The organism is Halomonas garicola (genome assembly GCF_055382465.1).
The window spans coordinates 407,669-425,194 of the sequence record NZ_AP043931.1 but is presented as its reverse complement, the minus strand read 5'-3'; the positions used below and the strand labels follow the sequence as shown (position 1 = coordinate 425,194).

Here is a 17,526-nt window from a genome sequence, read left to right as displayed (position 1 = left end):
CGTGCCGATACACCCGACAACCCCCTAGCACCATCCACCACCACGGAGATTTCACCATGGGCAACCAACTCGGCAACGCCGGGCTGATGCTGATCAACACGCTCATCGGCATTTACCTGTTTATTCTCATGCTGCGCTTTTTGCTGCAGGCATCAGGGGCCGATTACTACAATCCCATGAGCCAGTCGGTGGTCAAGATCACCCAGCCGGTGGTGCAGCCGTTCCAGCGTTTTCTCGGCCCGGTGGCCGGGCGTTTTGACCTTGCCACCCTGGCCGCCGGCTTTGTGCTCAAGGTGCTCAGCATCATCGCCATTTTTATGATCATCGGCATCGGCATGCCGCCCCTGGCCGGCGTGCTGATTGCCGGGGTGGCCGCGGTGCTCGGGGCCATCCTCAAGATCTACTTTTTTGCCCTCATCGTGATGATCATCCTCAGCTGGGTCGCGCCCAACGCCAGCCACCCGGGCGCGCTGCTGGTGATGCAGCTGGTCGAGCCGATCATGGCGCCGGTGCGCCGGGTCATTCCGCCGCTGGGCATGATCGACCTTTCGCCCATTGTGGTCTTCATCGGCATCAACCTGCTGGACGGGCTGGTCGTGGGTGCGCTGACCCGCGCCGCCGGCATTTCCGGTAGGCTGGTCGGGTTATAATGTCCCGAGTCACGATTTCCTTTGCCTAATACGACGATCTTTCATGCCTGATTCACATTCGGCCGACCCGGACAGCCAGCTGCCGCCGGACTCGGTGGGGCTGGTCATCCCCGAGGTCGCCCACTTTGATACGCCGCTCGAGCTTGCCTGCGGCAAGGCGCTGCCCGCCTACGACCTGGTGTATGAAACCTACGGCACGCTCAACGCCGAGCGCAGCAACGCCGTGCTGGTCTGCCACGCGCTGTCCGGCCATCACCACGCCGCCGGCTATCATCACCCGGACGACCGCAAGCCCGGCTGGTGGAACGCCTATATCGGCCCGGGCAAGCCGGTGGATACCAACCGCTTTTTTGTGGTGTCGGTCAACAACCTCGGCGGCTGCCACGGCAGCACCGGCCCGCTGAGCCACAACCCGGAAACCGGCCGCCTCTGGGGGCCGGACTTCCCCGTGGTCACGGTGCGCGACTGGGTGAAAAGCCAGGCGCGGCTGGCCGACCGGCTGGGCATCGAGCGCTTTGCCGCCGTGATTGGCGGAAGCCTCGGCGGCATGCAGGTCATGCAGTGGAGCATCGACTACCCCGAGCGTATCGCCAGTGCGGCGGTGATTGCCGCCACGCCCCGGCTGTCGGCGCAGAATATCGCCTTCAACGAGGTCGCCCGCCAGGCCATCCGCTCGGACCCCGACTTTCACGCCGGCTGGTACGCCGAGCACGACGCCGTGCCCAAGCGCGGGCTGAAGCTGGCGCGCATGGTGGGCCACATCACCTATCTGTCGGAAGACGCCATGGGCTCCAAGTTCGGCCGCGACCTGCGCAGCAACGACCTGCACTTCGGCTTCGACGTGGAGTTCCAGGTGGAATCCTACCTGCGCTATCAGGGCGACACCTTCTCCACCACCTTTGACGCCAATACCTACCTGCTGATGACCAAGGCGCTGGACTACTTCGACCCGGCCGCCGCCCACGACGGCGATCTGGCCCGGTCGCTGGCCCCGGCGCAGTGCCCGTTTCTGGTGCTGAGCTTTTCGTCGGACTGGCGCTTTCCGCCGGCGCGCTCCCGGGAGCTGGTCGATGCCCTGATCCACGCCGGCAAGCGGGTCAGCTACGCCACCATCGTCTCGCCCTACGGCCACGACGCCTTCTTGCTGCCCGAGCCGCGCTATCTGGCGATCTTCAGCGCCTTCATGCGGCGCGCAGCGCCGGCGTCCGGCCCCGAGGATACTGCAGAGGAGCCCCAGCCATGATGCGCGCCGACCTCACCATCATTTACGACTGGATAGCCCCCAACGCCCACGTGCTCGACCTGGCCTGCGGCGACGGCGTGCTGTTGGAGGCGCTTGCCCGGCACAAGGGCGTCACCGGCTACGGGCTGGAAATCGACACCGACGGCATTACCGGCTGCGTGGCCCGGGGCGTGAGCGTCATCGAGCACAACCTCGACGACGGCCTGGCAAGCTTTCACGATCAAAGCTACGACCAGGTGATCATGACCCAGGCGCTTCAGGCCCTGCGCCGACCGGACCTGATGCTTCACGAAATGCTCCGCGTGGCCGACGAGGGCATCATCACCTTCCCCAACTTTGCCTACTGGCGCCACCGCGTGCACCTGGGGCTGCGCGGCTACATGCCGGTGTCCAAGTCGCTGCCCCACGCCTGGTACGACACGCCCAACATTCATCTATCGACCTTCAACGACTTCGAGCATCTGTGCCGGGATCAGGGACTGGTCATCGTTGACCGCGCGGTGGGCGTGGGCAACCATCGGGGCCACTGGACGTCCCGCTGGTGGCCCAACCTGTTCGGCGAAATCGCGATTTTTCGCGTCCGCCGGCAGCCATAAGGCCCGGGCGCCGCAGGCGGGAATCCCGAACATTGCTTTATTGAGGAGGTACGCTGTCATGGCGAAACGCTGGCTGATCCGCATCACCGCCTGTCTGGCACTGAGCCTGGTCGCCCTTGGAGCTTACGGCGAGCAGCAGCAGCGCGCCGGCAACTACGTCATCCACTACAGCGCGATCGGCACCCGCTTTCTGGCCCCGGAAGTCGCCGAGGACTACGGGATACAGCGCAGTGCCGGGCTGGGGCTGGTCAACGTAAGCGTCCGCGAATACCGGGATGACGGCACCATTCGCCCGGTCAACGCCGAGGTCAAGGGCCAGGTCGGCCTGCTGGAAAAGGCGCCCGACACGCTGGACTTTCGCACCGTGCGCGATGACGGCGCGGTCTACCAGCTGGCCACCTTCCGCCTGGAGCACGACGCCCCGATGCACTTCTCCCTCAAGGTGCGCGCCGACCGCAACGCCGAGCCCGATACCGTAAGCTTCATCCAGCGCTTCTACCTCGAGCGTTAAAGCCGCACCTTCAGGCGCCGCTCGAGCGCCACCGCTACGGGCACGCCGCCTGCCCGAGTAAAGCGCACGCCGTAGGCCAGCACCTCCACGCCGCTGGCGGCAGCCTCCGCCAGCGCTTCGGCGTAGGCGGAGTCGATATGCGCCGCCGCGCCGACGCTGGCAATGCCCTCGTGCGCCACGCAAAACAGCAGCACCGCCCGCTGGCCTTCCCTCGCTAGCCTGGCCAGGGTGCGCAGGTGCCGGGTGCCGCGCACGCTCACCGCATCGGGAAAGTAGCCCAGGCCATCGGCTTCCTTCAGCGTCACCTGTTTGACCTCGACGTAGGCCTGCCCCCGGGCCGGGTCGTCGAGCAAAAAGTCCAGCCGCGCCTCCTCTACTTTTGCCTCCCGCTTCAAGCGGGCGTAGCCGGCAAGCGGTTCGATCAAGCCCCCAACGAGCGCCTGCTCGGCAATGCGGTTGGCCCGCCCGGTGTTTACTGAGGCCGTGGCCACGCCGTCGCCTTCAGCGGGCAGCTCGATCAGCTCCCAGGTCCAGGCCAGCTTGCGTTTGGGGTTGTCGTTTGGCTCAAGCCACACCCGGCAGCCGGGCTTGTTGACCGCGGTCATCGCCCCGGTGTTGGGGCAGTGGGCCACCACCTCGCGGCCGTCGTCGAGGCGCACATCGGCGAGAAAGCGCTTGTAGCGGCGTAGCAGCGTGCCGGGCTCAAGCGCCGGATAGCGCCATTCGCCGGGCTTCCCGGGCAAGGGATTTGTCATGCCGTTCTCCTTTACGTATCGGGCGCAAACGCCCGGGCGCGCTATCCTGCCACGGTTTCCCCGCGGCATCATGCTTGCATTCCCCCTGATTTTGCGCTAAACAAGCATGCCTTTGGCGCGACATCATTAGATCACCTGATGGTCGTTCAGCAGTCATTTACGTAAGGGGCACTCCATGCCAGTAGCGGACAACAATACGGAAGCGTCCAAGACTTTCACCCCGTACGAACCGGCGGCGGGTGAGGAATATATGAACGAGCAGCAGCTGGCGCATTTCCGCCAGCTGCTCCTGGACTGGAAACAGGAGCTCATGGAAGAGGTGGATCGTACCGTTCGCCATCTTCAGGAAGAGGCCAACAACTACGCCGACCCGGCCGACCGGGCCACCCAGGAAGAAGGCTTTAATCTGGAGCTGCGCACCCGGGATCGCGAGCGCAAGCTGCTGAAAAAAATTAACGAAACCATCGAGAGAATCGACGATGACGACTACGGCTTCTGCGAAGCCTGCGGCATCGAAATCGGCATTCGCCGCCTCGAAGCGCGGCCCACCGCCACGCTGTGCGTGGACTGCAAGACCCTGGACGAGCTCAAGGAAAAGCAGCTCGGCAGCTAAAAGCGCCACGTTCACAATAGGCGATAGGCGGGCACTTGCGGGTGCCCGCCGGCGTTTTTACCCCCTCACTCGGGCAGCGGCGCTGTTATCATGGCCGCCATGACACCTTCTTCATCATCCCCCGGCCCGGGCGCGGGCTATCGCGGCCGCTTTGCGCCCACGCCCTCGGGCCCTTTGCACTTTGGCTCGCTGGTCGCGGCGCTGGGTAGCCACCTGGACGCCCGGGCGGCGGGCGGCGAATGGCGGGTGCGCATTGAGGACATCGACCCGCCGCGCTGCCCGGCGGGGGCTGGCGATACCATCCTGCGCCAGCTCGAGGCCTTCGGCCTTGAGTGGGACGGCGAGGTGCTCTGGCAGCATAGCCGCCACGGCGCCTACCAGGCCGCCCTTGAACGGCTGGCAGAGGCGGGGCTGGCCTACCCGTGCAGCTGCTCGCGCAAGCAGTGGCGAGACTACGCCGTTTACCCCGGCTGGTGCCGCCACGGCGTTTGCCGTCCGGACGCGCCGGTTGCCTGGCGGCTGCGAAGCGACCTGGGCGAGCATCCGGCGCGCTTCGACGATCGCCTGCTGGGCCGCCTGACCTTTGATCCGGCCGCCCTTGGCGACGTAGTGCTCAAGCGCAAGGATGCGCTTTTTGCCTACCAGCTGGCCGTGGCGGTGGACGACACCGACCAGGGCATGACCGACGTGGTACGCGGCGTGGACCTGCTCGACAACACCCCCTGGCAGCGCCAGCTGCAGCAGGCGCTCGGCTACCCGCACCCGCGCTATCTGCACCTGCCGCTGGTCGTCGCGCCCAACGGCCAGAAGCTTTCCAAGCAGAACCTCGCGCCTACGCTTGCCACACGCCCGGACGGCATTCGCCGGCAGCTTTCGGCCGCCCTTGAAGCGCTGGATCAGGCGCCGCCGGCGGCCCTTGCCGAAAGCCCTGTCGCCGAGCAGCTGGCCTGGGCCGTTTCCCACTGGTCAACCGCGCGCCTGGCCAAGGCCCCCACGCGCCCCGCCCCCGAGGAGGTATAGCCGTGTACGTCTATCGCATCATGCTGTTTCTGGTCTTCGGGGGCTATCTGCTCTCGCCGCTGTTGATGAGCGGCTGGGGCGACCCCGACGTTGCCTGGTACCGGCCCTTTCTGATCTGGGGCGGGCTGATTGCCCTGACCGTGTGGCTCGAACAGAAAAGGAAGCTCGATGAACGTTGAGTTGGCGGCAATCGTCCTGCTGGGGCTTGGCTATCTTGCCCTGCTGTTTGGCTGCGCCGTCGCCGTGGAGCGCGGCTGGGTCTCCTCCCGGATAACGCGCCATCCGGCGGTGTATACGCTTGCGCTCGGCGTTTACGCCAGCGCCTGGGCGGTCTACGGCAGCGTCGAATTTGCCGCCGGCGCCGGCTTTGGCTACCTGGCCTATTACCTGGGCGCGGCCGGCGCCTTCCTGCTCGCCCCGGTGCTGCTGGTGCCCATTCAGCGCATTACCCGCACCTATCAGCTGGCCTCGCTGGCCGACCTGTTCGCCTTCCGCTTTCGCACCCGCTGGGCGGGCACCCTGGTGACCCTGGTCAGCACCCTCGCCGTGATGCCGCTGTTGGGCATTCAGGTCAAGACCCTGAGCGAGGCGATCAACGCCATAACCGGGAGCGGGGCGGGAAGCTCGGTCGCCCTGCTTTTCTGCCTGGGGATTGCCGCCTTCGCGGTGCTGTTCGGCGCCCGCTCGAGCCACCTGCTTACGCGCCACAACACCCTGCTGGCTACCATCGCCCTTGAGTCATTGATCAAGCTCGGGGCGATGCTGGCGCTGGGCGCGGTGGCGCTGTGGGGGGTCTTTGACGGCCCCCAGCAGCTGCAGCAGTGGCTTGCCAGCGCTGACGGCCAGGCGCTGGTTGCGCAAACGCCCACCCTCGACCCGGCGCACTGGCGCACGCTGCTGCTGCTGTTCTTCGCCGCCGCCTTCATGATGCCGCACCTGTTTCACGTCACCTTTGCCGAAAGTCTGTCGCGCCACACCCTGCTCCAGGCCAGCTGGACGCTGCCGCTTTACCTGCTGCTGATGGCACTGCCCGTGCCGCTGATCTGGTGGGCCGCGCAGAAAGTGGCCGGCGCGCCGATCAGCGCCACCGCCTACGCCGTCTACCTAATGAGCGAGCACCCGGGCGTCGGCGCGCTGGCGTTCATCGCCGGGCTGGCCGCCGCCAGCGGCACCATGGTCATGATTGCGCTGGCGCTGTCGGGCATGATCCTCAACCACATCGTGCTGGTGGCGCGCCCGCCAGAGGCCCGGGCGGATCTTTACGGCTGGCTGCGCTGGCTGCGCCGGGGGCTGGTCGTCGCGGTGATATTTAGCGGCTGGCTGTTTCATGCAGGCGTCGGGCGCCACGACCTCATGGCGCTGGGGCTCGCCGCCTTTGCCGGCATGGTGCAGTGCCTGCCGGGCATGCTCGCCCTGCTCTACTGGCCCGGGGCCAACCGCAAGGGGCTTGTTACCGGGCTTGCCGTCGGCAGCGCCGCGTGGCTCTGGGGGCTATGGCTGCCGCTGTTTATCCCGCTGCCGGCGCTTTGGTCGCCGCTGCCCGGCGAGCCTACGTGGTATCAGGTAACGCTCTTGTCGCTTGCCGCCAATATTCTTGCGCTGATCGTCGTGTCGCTGTTCAGCCGCACCTCCGACGGCGAAAGCGCGGCGGCCGAGGCCTGCTCGGTGGACGCCGTCATCCGCTCCAAGCGGCTGCCGCTCCAGGCCGCCACGGTGGCCGACTTTACCGCCCAGCTGGCCGAAGCGCTGGGCGACGAAGCCGCCGACCGCGAAGTCAACCGCGCGCTAACGGCCCTCAACCTCACCCATCAGGAATACCGCCCCTACGCTCTGCGCCGCCTGCGCGACCGTATCCAGGCCAACCTCTCGGGGCTGATGGGGCCGTCGGTGGCCCGGGACATCGTCGACCGCTACCTGCCCTACCGCCACGACGACGCCCCGGTCACCGACGACATCCACTTCGTCGAAAGCCGGCTCGAGGCCTACCGCTCGCGGCTGACCGGGCTTGCCCGGGAGCTTGACGGCCTGCGCCGCCACCACCGCCAGACGCTGACCAACCTGCCCGTGGGGCTCTGCCTGTTTGGCAACGATGACGAAATCGTCATGTGGAACCGGGCGCTCGCCGAGCTCTCCGGCATCAGCGGCGAAAGCGTCATCGGTGCCCACCGCGACAGCCTGCCCGAGCCCTGGCCGACGCTGATGCAAAACGCCCTGGAGAGCTCGAGCGTCACGCTTTACCAGCAGGCCGCGCGCCTCCACGAGCGCGACTACTTTCTCACTCTGAACAAGGCCACCCTGGACGGCGACGACAGCCACGGCGGTAGCGTAGTGCTGATTGAAGACCATACCGAAATGAAATGGCTCGAGGACGAGCTGGTCCACGCCGCCCGGCTGGCCTCCATCGGCCAGCTGGCCGCCGGTGTCGCCCACGAAATCGGCAATCCGGTCACCGCCATCTCGTCGCTTTCGCAAAACCTGCGCTACGACACCGACGACCCGATCGTGCTGGAAACCGCCGAGCACATTCAGACCCAGACAGAACGCATCACCCGCATCGTCAATTCGCTGGTGGAGTTTGCCCACGGCGGCCGCCGCTCGGTGGCCCTGCCACGCTCCCCGGTCGAGCTTGCCCGCATCAGCGAAGAAGCCCTGCATTTGTTACACTTGGCGCGTACCGACGAAGCCGTCCGCTTCCACAACGACTGTCCGGCAGACCTGATCGTGCGCGGCGATGCCCAGCGGCTGATTCAAGTCATGCTCAATATCCTCGGCAACGCTCGGGACGCCTGCGCCCCGGACGGCACGGTCACCGTCAGCGCCGGCCGCCAGGGCGACTACGCCTGGTGGTGCGCCACCGATAACGGCCACGGCATCTCCGAGACCGTACGCCACCGCCTGTTCGAGCCGTTCACCACCACCAAATCTGCCGGCGAAGGCACCGGGCTCGGGCTCTCGCTTGCCTATCAGATCGCAAGCGAGCATCAGGGCAACATCGAGGTTGCCTCGCCGCCCCCCGGCCATTCCCGCGGCACCGCCATCACCCTATGGCTACCGCTTTATCAACAGGACGAGCCGCCGCCCCATGCAACAGATTCTGATTGTTGAAGATGAAGCGATCATCCGCAGCGCGCTCAAACGCCTGCTCGAACGCCACGGCTACGCCGTCAGCGAAGCGGAAAGCGCCGAAGAAGCCGAGCCCCTGGACCCGCAGCGCTTTGACCTGGTGATCACCGACCTGCGCCTGCCGGGCGAAGAAGGCACGGTGCTGATCGAGCGCGCCGCCCCGGTGCCGGTGCTGATCATGACCAGCTACGCCAGCATGCGCTCGGCCATCGACTCGCTCAAACAGGGCGCGGTGGACTACATCGCCAAGCCGTTTGATCACGCCGAACTGGTGGAGACCGTCTCGCGTATTCTCCATCAGCAGGCCATGCGCCAGGGCGAGCCGCCGGAAATCACCGACGAAGGCGGCAGCCAGCAGATCATGATCGGCGACTGCGACGCCATGCAGCAGGTCTATACCCGCATTCGCAAGACCGCCCCGGCCGACGTCACCGTGCTGATCCTGGGCGAGTCCGGCACCGGCAAAGAGCTTGTCGCCCGCGCCCTGCACCAGCAGAGCAAGCGCGCCGCGGCCTCGCTGATCTCGGTCAACTGCGCCGCGATCCCGGAAACGCTGATCGAGTCGGAGCTGTTCGGCCACGAAAAAGGCGCCTTTACCGGCGCCAGCGCCTCGCGCACCGGCCTGGTCGAAGCCGCCGACGGCGGCACCCTGTTTCTGGATGAGATCGGCGAGCTGCCACTGGACGCCCAGGCGCGGCTGCTGCGCGTGCTGCAGGAGGGCGAAATCCGCAAGATCGGCTCGGTGGAAACCCGCCACGTCGACGTCCGCCTGATCGCCGCCACCCACCGCGACCTGGCGGCGCTGTCCAAAACCGGCGAGTTCCGCCTGGATCTTTACTACCGGCTCAACGTCATGCAAATCGACCTGCCGCCCCTGCGCGAACGCGAAGACGACGTCCTGGCGATCGCCGACATTCTGCTCGACAAGGCGCTCAAGCGTCACGACCGCGAAGGCCTGCGCCTGTCCCGGGCGGCGCGCCAGGACCTGCGCGACTACCCCTGGCCGGGTAACGTGCGCGAGCTGGAAAACGCCCTGGAGCGCGGCGCCATCCTCGCCGAAGGCCACCTGATTCATCCCGACGACCTGGGCCTGGCTCCGGCCGCCACGCGCCCCCAGCCCGCCCCGGCTACGCCTGCGGACACGCCAGCCGACGACGCGCCCGCCGAGGCCCCCCACCCCGGCGACACCGCCGAAGGCGTATCGCTCGAGGACTATTTCCAGCACTTTGTGCTCGAGCATCAGGATCACATGAGCGAAACCGAGCTGGCGCAAAAGCTCGGCATCAGCCGCAAGAACCTCTGGGAGCGCCGCCAGCGGCTGGGCATACCGCGCAAGAAAAACGCCCGGCGCGCCTCCTCCTGACGCCCCTTTTTCCTGTCTCCCGGGCGCCTCGCCCTACCGTTTGACACAGGTGCCGCCCGCCGCCTTCGACGAATGTCCCATTGGCCGGCGGCGCTCTGCCTGTTCTCGCACCGGCGCCTCTGACCGCCCTGTTACCCCAGCACACAGAGGCCTCATCCGCACCCCCTCAAAGCGGTAACACTCGGCGGTAACGCTTTTTCCTTTTTCTCTACATAAAACGATAACTCACTGATAAAAATAGAAATACCAGAAACTGGCACGAGACATGCAACGTATAGGGTAAGAAAAATAAACCAACACACTGGGCCAGGCGACCCAAACGCTCAACCGCAGCGCTAACAACAACAATGCGATCGCCGCCTTCGCTTCTGCCCTGAACAACAACAACACGGCAGAACACGCAAAAATAAAGAGACGGACCCGCACAATAACAACAACGGGTACTTTCTCGCCTTGCCCCCGGCACCGCCAACAATAACAACAGGTGCCGATGAGCAAGACGCCCGGTAGGAGGACGCGAAGCACGCGACGGCCAGCGGCAAAAAAGACAATAAAGCAGCCAACAACAACAAGAAAGACAGCGGCCATCGACGTGGCCCCGGCAACAATAACAATAGCCGGGGGAAGGTATTCGCGATTGGATTATTGCTTTGAATACGAGGCGGTCGGGATCACCATGACTCTCACACCTGCCGACTGCGGTGCGTATTCAGGGCGATGCGCCAACACGAAGAAAAACAGCCGAAAAAAAATAGCGGCAAGGACGCCTACGCATCCACCTCCAAGGGGAGCCCCACCGGGCTCCCCTTTTTGTTGCCTGCGCACACGGCCCCTGGCCCGTAAGCCCTGCGGTGTCGGCGCCGATGCTTTGCAAGGCTCCGAGCGTCGGCTACACTTGAGCGTTTGTTAGGTCATGTCTTGTATCCTGCGAGACAAAACCGCCGCCTGTGCACGGCGCAGCTTTCCAGCCGCCGCGCTCAAGGAACGCGTTTCCAGACCGCTTTTTTAAAGAACGTATTACGCTATTTTAATTCCCGGAGACCCTTTGAAATCCCGCCACGATGAAGACGGCCAGCCCGGCCTGCCAGCCCCCCGCATCATTCCGCGCGCTGAGCACCCCATCTCGCGCCAGCACATCAGCGACGCCGCGCTGAAAGTACTCTACCGCCTTGACGGTGCGGGCTTTGAGGCGTATCTCGTAGGCGGCTGCATTCGCGACGCTCTGCTGGGCAAAATGCCCAAGGACTTCGACGTCGCCACTAACGCCACGCCGGAGCAGGTGCACGACCTGTTTCGCAATTCGCGGCTGATCGGGCGGCGCTTTCGCATCGTGCACGTGCGCTTTGGCCGCGAAATCATCGAGGTCACGACCTTTCGCGGCAAGCCCCAGGACGAACACGCCGACCATATTGCCCGCCAGTCCGATGCCGGGCTGCTGCTGCGCGATAACGTCTGGGGCAGCATCGAAGAAGACGCGCTGCGCCGCGATTTTACCGTCAACGCCCTCTACTACAGCATTGCTGACTTCAGCCTGCACGATTTTGCCGACGGCGCGCGCGACATCGAAACCCGTACGCTGCGCCTGATCGGCGACCCGGCAACCCGCTACCGCGAAGACCCGGTGCGCATGCTCCGCGCGGTGCGCTTTGCCGCCAAGCTGGACTTTCTGCTGGACGAATCCAGCGAAACACCGATTTATGACCTGGCGCCGCTGCTGCTGCAAATTCCGCCGGCGCGGCTGTTTGACGAAGTGCTCAAGCTGTTCATGGCCGGCCACGGGCTGATGACCTTCCGCCTGCTCAGCCACTACGACCTGTTCGGCATGCTCTTCCCCGAAGCCGAAGAAGCCATGGCCGACGCCGCCTGGGCCGAGGAGCTGATCGAAGCAGCGCTTGCCAACACCGACCGTCGCATTGCCGAGGGCCGCCCGGTCACCCCGGCCTTTCTGCTGGCGGCGTTTCTCTGGCCGGCGGTGGCGCAGCGCAAGGCGGCCCTGGAGCAGGACGGCATGCCCGGCGTCCCGGCCACGCACGCTGCCGCCCAGCAGGTCGTTTCACGCCAGCTGCAGCACGTCTCGATTCCCAAGCGTTTTGGCATGCCCATGCGCGACATCTGGGACCTCCAGGAGCGCCTGACCAAGCGCCAGGGCAAACGCGCCTTCCAGACCCGGGAGCACCCGCGCTTTCGCGCCGCCTACGACCTGCTGCTGCTGCGCGAAGAGGCCGGCGAAATCCCCAGCGGGCTGGGCGACTGGTGGACGGCCTTCCAGCAGGGCGACGAGCACGAGCAGCGCCGCTTGCTGAACAAGGTCGGCAGCGACCCGGCAAGCCAGGGCAAGCGCCGCAAGCGTCGCCGCAAACCGAGTAAAACGGAGTAGAGGCCCTGTATGTCGCGCTCACCGTCGCTTGCCTACATCGGCCTGGGGAGCAACCTGGCCACTCCCCGCCAGCAGGTGGCCACCGCCCTTGACGAACTCGACGCGCTGACGCTTGGCCGCGTGACCGCCGCCTCCCGGCTCTATGCCAGCCGCCCGGTGGGGCCCCAGGACCAGCCCGATTTCGTCAATGCCGTCGCCGCCCTGGAAACGCCGCTTTCGCCGCTGGCCCTGCTCGACCAGCTCCAGGCGCTGGAGCAACGCCACCGCCGCCGGCGCGAACGCCGCTGGGGGCCGCGCACCCTGGATCTCGACATCCTCCTCTTCGACGCCGCCACCGTTACCCGTCCGCGGCTGCAGGTGCCGCACCCCGAAATGCACCGGCGCGCCTTTGTGCTGCGCCCGCTTTTGGAGATTGCCCCGCACCTCACGCTTCACGGCCAGCCGCTCGGCCGCTGGCTGGACGCCCTCGACGACGACGTCACGCCGCTGGACTGAGCCACGGCTTTTGCTACCGTTCGCCACACCTCTCGACACCGGTAGCGTATTCGGGTAACAATTAGCGCCCGTATCCTATGCGTTCGAGCCCGTGTTGATACCGCCCCGTGCCCGCTGCGGGCGCCGGCTAACTGGCTCCATTAATCATCGAGAGCACGCCATGAAAACCGTCACCCTGAACACCCTGCGCGCGCACAAACGCAGCGGAGAAACGTTCAGCTGCCTGACCGCCTACGACGCCTCCTTTGCCCACGCCGCAAGCCAGGCCGGCATTGAGGTTCTGCTGGTGGGCGACTCGCTGGGCATGGTGCTGCAGGGGCACCCGAGCACCCTGCCGGTCACGCTTGCCGACATCTGCTATCACACCCGGGCCGCCGCCGCCGGCAAGGGCGCCAGCCTGCTGATGGCCGACCTGCCGTTCATGAGCAACGCCACGGTCGAGCGCACCCTGGAAGACGCCGCGGCGCTGATGCGCGCCGGCGCGGAAATGATCAAGGTCGAAGGCGAGGCGTGGATGGCCGACGGCGTACGCGAAATGAGCCGCCGGGGCATACCGGTATGCGCCCATCTGGGGCTGACGCCGCAGACCGTCCACCAGCTGGGCGGCTACAAGGTGCAGGGCCGCGATGCCGCCCACGCCGAGCGTATTATCGAAGACGCCCGCACCCTGGTCGACGCCGGCGCCTCGATCATCCTGCTCGAATGCGTCCCGGCAAGCCTCGGCCGCGCCGTTACCGAGGCGCTGGACGTCCCGGTTATCGGCATCGGCGCAGGGCCCGATACCGACGGCCAGATACTGGTCATGCACGACGTGCTGGGCATCAACACCGGGCATACGCCGCGCTTTGTCAAGAACTACCTGGCCGAGGCGGACAGTATTCAGGACGCCTTTACGCGCTATCACCGCGAGGTAAAGCAGCGCACCTTCCCCACCGACGCCCACTGTTTCTGAAGTCCGGGGCTTAAGCCCCGGCTTTCCCGCACACGGTTTTAACTATGCATACCCTGCAAACCGCCGAGGCCCTTGACGACGCCCTGGCCGAGCCGCGCCGGCGCGGCCAGCGCATCGCCTTGGTGCCGACCATGGGCAACCTGCACCCCGGGCACCTGGCGCTGGTGCACCACGCGCGCCAGCGCGCCGAGGTAGTCGTCGCCAGCCTATTCGTCAATCCGCTGCAGTTCGGCCCCGGCGAAGACCTCGACGCCTACCCCCGCACCTTCGCCGACGATCAGGCGGCGCTTGCAGAGGCGGGCTGCGACGTGCTGTTCGCCCCCGACGCCGCGACGCTCTACCCCCGGGGCCTGGAGAGCGCCACCCGCATCCACGTCCCCGGCGTCAGCGAAGGCCTTTGCGGCGGCTCGCGCCCCGGCCACTTCGACGGCGTGGCCACGGTGGTGGCCATGCTGCTCAACCTGGCCGCTCCGGGGCTTGCCTGCTTCGGCGAGAAGGACTACCAGCAGCTCGCGGTGATCCGCCAGATGGTGACCGACCTGCACCTGCCCGTGGAAATCCACGGCGTGCCCATTGTGCGCGCCGACGACGGCCTGGCGCTTTCCTCGCGCAACGGCTATTTAAGCGGAGACGAGCGCGCTCGGGCGCCGGCGCTTTACCGCACGCTGTGCGCCATGCGCGACCGGCTCGCCGCCGGCGAGGACCAGGATACCGTGCTGGTACACGGCCACCAGGCGCTGCAGGAGGCCGGCTTCACCCCGGACTACCTGGCCCTGCGCGATCGCCATCTCGAACCGGTCACCGCGCGCACCCGCGAAGCGGTACTGCTGGCCGCCGCCCAGCTGGGCGCCGCCCGCCTGATCGACAACCTCAGCCTTGAACTCCCGGCTTCCTAGGCCGCGCTTTTCCGGCAGGCGCGGGCCGCCGGCTTTTCTGCCGATGCGGCCATTGTTTACACTGGTCTTTTGCTTACCCCTGAAGGCTTTTACCCCCAAGGGCTTTCCCCGCTTCAAAGGATGTTGCCATGCACACCGTCATGCTCAAGGCCAAGCTGCACATGGCCCGCGTTACCCACGCCGTGCTCCACTATGAAGGCTCCTGCGCCATCGACGGCGAGCTGCTGGACATGGCGGGGATCCGCGAAAATGAACAGGTGCAGATCTATAACGTCGCCACCGGCGCGCGCTTTACCACCTACGCAATTCGCGGCGAAGCGGGCTCGAAGATGATTTCCATCAACGGCGCCGCCGCCCACCACGGTAAGCCCGGGCACCGCGTTATCATCTGCAGCTACGCCCACTACGAGGAAAGCGAGCTGGACTCGCACCGGCCCTCGCTGGTTTATCTGGCCGAGGGCAACGAGGTCAGCCACACCAGCAACGCCATTCCCGTACAGCTGGCGTAACGCGGCGTGGCTTAGGTCAGACATCACCCAACGAAGCCCAGGAGGCGGGTATGCAAGAAGTCGTTATCGTGGCAGCCAAGCGCAGCGCCATCGGCACGTTCGGCGGTTCGCTGGCGGATATGCCGGCAAGCGAGCTTGGCGCCCAGGTTATTGAAGACGTGATGCGCACCACCGGCGTCGCCCCGGCGGAAGTCGACGAGGTGCTCCTCGGCCAGGTACTCACCGCCGGCACCGGGCAGAACCCCGCGCGCCAGGCGGCCATCGGCGGCGGGCTGCCCCACGGCGTGCCGGCCATGACCATCAACAAGGTCTGCGGCTCGGGGCTCAAGGCGCTGCATCTGGCCACCCAAGCCATTCGCTGCGGCGACGCCGAGGTGGTGCTGGCCGGCGGCCAGGAAACCATGTCCGCCGCCCCGCACCTGCTGCCCCACTCGCGCCACGGCCAGCGCATGGGCAACTGGACCGCAGTGGACTCGATGATCCACGACGGCCTCTGGGACGCGTTTAACGACTACCACATGGGTATCACCGCCGAGAACCTGGCCGAGCAGTACGACATCAGCCGCGAGGCCATGGATGCCTTTGCCGCCGCTTCCCAGCAGAAGGCCCGCGACGCCATCGCAAACGGCCGCTTTGCCAGCCAGATTACGCCCATTGCCGTGCCCGGCCGCAAGGGCCACGTCACCCACTTTGAGACCGACGAAGGACCCCGGTCGCTGACCGCCGAGAAGCTGGCCGGTCTGCGCCCGGCGTTCAAGCCCGACGGCCGCGTCACCGCGGGCAACGCCTCGGGCATCAACGACGGCGCAGCCGTGGTCATGCTGTGCTCGGCCGCCAAGGCCGAGGCGCTGGGCCTTGAACCGCTGGCGCGCATCGCCGGCTACGCCAACGCCGCGGTGGATCCGGCGGTCATGGGCATCGGCCCGGCACCGGCCACCCGGCGCTGCCTGGAAAAAGCCGGGTGGCAAATTGGCGAACTTGACCTGATCGAAGCCAACGAGGCCTTTGCCGCCCAGGCGCTGGCGGTCAACCAGGAGCTTGGTTGGGACACCTCGCGCATCAACGTCAACGGCGGCGCCATTGCCCTGGGCCACCCCATCGGCGCCTCGGGCTGTCGCATACTCGTCACTCTGGTGCACGAAATGCTCGCCCGGGAAGCGCACCGGGGCCTGGCCACCCTGTGCATCGGCGGCGGCCAGGGCGTGGCGCTGGCCATTGAACGCTAGCCGGTCGCTTTCTGCTCACCGTCCAGCAGCTTCGACGGCGTGGCAATGATTAGCAGCGCCCCGGCCAGAAACAGCGCTGATGCCGCCCAGAGGGTGCCGGCCAGGCCAATGCCGTCGACCAGGCGGCCGCCGAACAGCGCCCCGGTACCGATGGAGAAGTTGAACACAAAAGCCATCAGCGCATTGGCCGCCTCGGTGTTGGGGGCGGTGCGCAGCAGCCACGTCTGCATGCTCACCGCCACGCTGCCAAAGATCGCGCCCCATAGCATCAGCAGCGCGATGCCGCTGGCCGGCACCACGCCTGCCAGCGGAAAGCTGCCCACCACTGCCAGCAGCGCGCACGGAATCACAAGCACCGCGGTGTAGGGGTGCCGCCCGGCAAACAGTCCCGCGGCGACGTTGCCGATAATGCCCGCGGCGCCGTACAGCAGCAGCAGGCTGCCCACCTGGCCGATCCCGATACCGCTGATTTCCTGAAGCACCGGGCTAATAAAGGTGTAGGCGGCAAAATGGCCGATCACCACAAGCCCGGTGGTCATCACCGCCACCCGCACACCCCGGGTTGCGAGCTGCTCGCCCAGGGTGGCGAGACGCACCGGCTCCCGGGGCGGCAGGCTTGGCAGCCAGCACCAGAGGGCAATAGCGGTCGCCAGGCTGAGCCCGCCGAGGGCGGCAAACGCTACCCGCCAGTGGGTCCACTCGCCGAGCAGCGTGCCCAGCGGCACGCCCAGCACCGAGGCGGCGGCGATGCCGCCAAAGATGACGGTCATCGCCCGGGGCACCTGCGCAGGCGCCACCAGCCGGGGCGCCAGGCCGCCGGCAATGGCCCAGAAGCCGCCAATGCTCATGCCCACCAGCGCTCGGGCAGCGAGCAGCAGCCAGAAGTTGCCGGCCATCGCCGACAGCGCGCTTGCGATCACCATCAGCAGCAGCATCAGCGTGAGCATGATCCGGCGGTCAAGCCGGCCCACGGCCACGGGTAACAGCGGCGCGGAAAACGCCGCCACCACCCCGGGCACGGTCACCATCAGCCCGGCCGTACCCGGAGTGACGTCCAGCGCCACGGCCACCTGGGAGAGCAGCCCGATGGGCAGCTGCTCGGCGGTGACCAGCAAAAAGATGCCAACCATCACCGCCGCCACGCCCCACCAGGGGTTGGCCGCAGCGCTAGCCTCGGGTAGTGGTTCTTTCATGGTG

18 protein-coding genes are annotated in these 17,526 nt (G+C 66.5%); 15 read left to right on the top strand and 3 right to left on the bottom strand.

The window, feature by feature from the left end; all coding sequences use genetic code 11:
* Positions 1–56: 56 nt before the first annotated feature.
* From ACZ46Y_RS02375 to ACZ46Y_RS02360, 4 genes are read left to right on the top strand one after another with little or no spacing between them, the layout of a single operon-like run.
* The gene (locus ACZ46Y_RS02375) at positions 57–650 is read left to right on the top strand and encodes a YggT family protein (protein ID WP_311957074.1); all 594 of its coding nucleotides are present in this window, start codon (positions 57–59) and stop codon (positions 648–650) included.
* A 43-nt stretch (positions 651–693) separates the two neighbouring features.
* A complete protein-coding gene (gene metX, locus ACZ46Y_RS02370) occupies positions 694–1,893 on the top strand; it encodes a homoserine O-succinyltransferase MetX (protein WP_311957076.1) in 1,200 nt (399 codons plus the stop codon).
* On the top strand, positions 1,893–2,489 hold the full coding sequence (metW, locus tag ACZ46Y_RS02365; RefSeq protein WP_311957115.1) for a methionine biosynthesis protein MetW: 597 nt from the start codon (positions 1,893–1,895) through the stop codon (positions 2,487–2,489). Before metX ends, metW begins: the two co-directional genes overlap by 1 nt.
* 58 nt (positions 2,490–2,547) lie before the next feature.
* A complete protein-coding gene (locus ACZ46Y_RS02360; RefSeq protein WP_311957078.1) occupies positions 2,548–3,000 on the top strand; it encodes a DUF4426 domain-containing protein in 453 nt (150 codons plus the stop codon).
* On the opposite strand, the gene sfsA is transcribed toward ACZ46Y_RS02360, so the two are convergent.
* A complete protein-coding gene (gene sfsA, locus ACZ46Y_RS02355) occupies positions 2,997–3,755 on the bottom strand; it encodes a DNA/RNA nuclease SfsA (RefSeq protein WP_311957079.1) in 759 nt (252 codons plus the stop codon). The genes ACZ46Y_RS02360 and sfsA overlap by 4 nt on opposite strands.
* A gap of 175 nt (positions 3,756–3,930) precedes the next feature.
* On the opposite strand from sfsA, the gene dksA reads away from it, so the two are divergent.
* The 5 genes from dksA (at position 3,931) to ACZ46Y_RS02330 (ending at position 9,874) form a co-directional block, all read left to right on the top strand.
* Entirely contained in the window at positions 3,931–4,368 is a 438-nt protein-coding gene (dksA, locus tag ACZ46Y_RS02350; protein WP_311957081.1) for an RNA polymerase-binding protein DksA, read from the top strand.
* A gap of 90 nt (positions 4,369–4,458) precedes the next feature.
* The gene (gluQRS, locus tag ACZ46Y_RS02345; protein ID WP_311957082.1) at positions 4,459–5,388 is read left to right on the top strand and encodes a tRNA glutamyl-Q(34) synthetase GluQRS; all 930 of its coding nucleotides are present in this window, start codon (positions 4,459–4,461) and stop codon (positions 5,386–5,388) included.
* Positions 5,389–5,390: 2 nt separating this feature from the next.
* Positions 5,391–5,567, top strand: a complete 177-nt coding sequence (locus ACZ46Y_RS02340; RefSeq protein WP_311957085.1) for a hypothetical protein — start codon at positions 5,391–5,393, stop codon at positions 5,565–5,567.
* The gene (locus ACZ46Y_RS02335; RefSeq protein ID WP_311957090.1) at positions 5,557–8,493 is read left to right on the top strand and encodes an ATP-binding protein; all 2,937 of its coding nucleotides are present in this window, start codon (positions 5,557–5,559) and stop codon (positions 8,491–8,493) included. The genes ACZ46Y_RS02340 and ACZ46Y_RS02335 overlap by 11 nt, the downstream gene beginning before the upstream one ends.
* Positions 8,471–9,874 carry a sigma-54-dependent transcriptional regulator gene (locus ACZ46Y_RS02330; RefSeq protein ID WP_311957093.1) on the top strand — a complete coding sequence of 468 codons (1,404 nt, stop codon included), beginning with the start codon at positions 8,471–8,473 and terminating at the stop codon, positions 9,872–9,874. The genes ACZ46Y_RS02335 and ACZ46Y_RS02330 overlap by 23 nt, the downstream gene beginning before the upstream one ends.
* A gap of 225 nt (positions 9,875–10,099) precedes the next feature.
* On the opposite strand, the gene ACZ46Y_RS02325 is transcribed toward ACZ46Y_RS02330, so the two are convergent.
* Positions 10,100–10,462, bottom strand: coding sequence for a hypothetical protein (locus ACZ46Y_RS02325; RefSeq protein WP_311957094.1), 363 nt, complete (start codon positions 10,460–10,462; stop codon positions 10,100–10,102).
* A gap of 457 nt (positions 10,463–10,919) precedes the next feature.
* On the opposite strand from ACZ46Y_RS02325, the gene pcnB reads away from it, so the two are divergent.
* From pcnB to ACZ46Y_RS02295, 6 genes are all read left to right on the top strand, one after another.
* The gene (pcnB, locus tag ACZ46Y_RS02320) at positions 10,920–12,251 is read left to right on the top strand and encodes a polynucleotide adenylyltransferase PcnB (protein ID WP_311957096.1); all 1,332 of its coding nucleotides are present in this window, start codon (positions 10,920–10,922) and stop codon (positions 12,249–12,251) included.
* 9 nt (positions 12,252–12,260) lie between these two features.
* Entirely contained in the window at positions 12,261–12,746 is a 486-nt protein-coding gene (gene folK, locus ACZ46Y_RS02315; protein ID WP_311957098.1) for a 2-amino-4-hydroxy-6-hydroxymethyldihydropteridine diphosphokinase, read from the top strand.
* A 160-nt stretch (positions 12,747–12,906) separates the two neighbouring features.
* Positions 12,907–13,698, top strand: coding sequence for a 3-methyl-2-oxobutanoate hydroxymethyltransferase (panB, locus tag ACZ46Y_RS02310; RefSeq protein WP_311957101.1), 792 nt, complete (start codon positions 12,907–12,909; stop codon positions 13,696–13,698).
* Between the two features lie 44 nt (positions 13,699–13,742).
* Complete coding sequence (gene panC, locus ACZ46Y_RS02305) at positions 13,743–14,594, top strand: pantoate--beta-alanine ligase (protein WP_311957103.1); 852 nt, start codon at positions 13,743–13,745, stop codon at positions 14,592–14,594.
* A 128-nt stretch (positions 14,595–14,722) separates the two neighbouring features.
* Complete coding sequence (gene panD, locus ACZ46Y_RS02300) at positions 14,723–15,103, top strand: aspartate 1-decarboxylase (protein WP_311957106.1); 381 nt, start codon at positions 14,723–14,725, stop codon at positions 15,101–15,103.
* A gap of 50 nt (positions 15,104–15,153) precedes the next feature.
* Entirely contained in the window at positions 15,154–16,329 is a 1,176-nt protein-coding gene (locus ACZ46Y_RS02295) for an acetyl-CoA C-acetyltransferase (RefSeq protein WP_311957108.1), read from the top strand.
* Here the strand turns inward: ACZ46Y_RS02295 and ACZ46Y_RS02290 are convergent.
* Entirely contained in the window at positions 16,326–17,522 is a 1,197-nt protein-coding gene (locus tag ACZ46Y_RS02290; RefSeq protein WP_311957111.1) for an MFS transporter, read from the bottom strand. The genes ACZ46Y_RS02295 and ACZ46Y_RS02290 overlap by 4 nt on opposite strands.
* Positions 17,523–17,526: the final 4 nt, after the last annotated feature.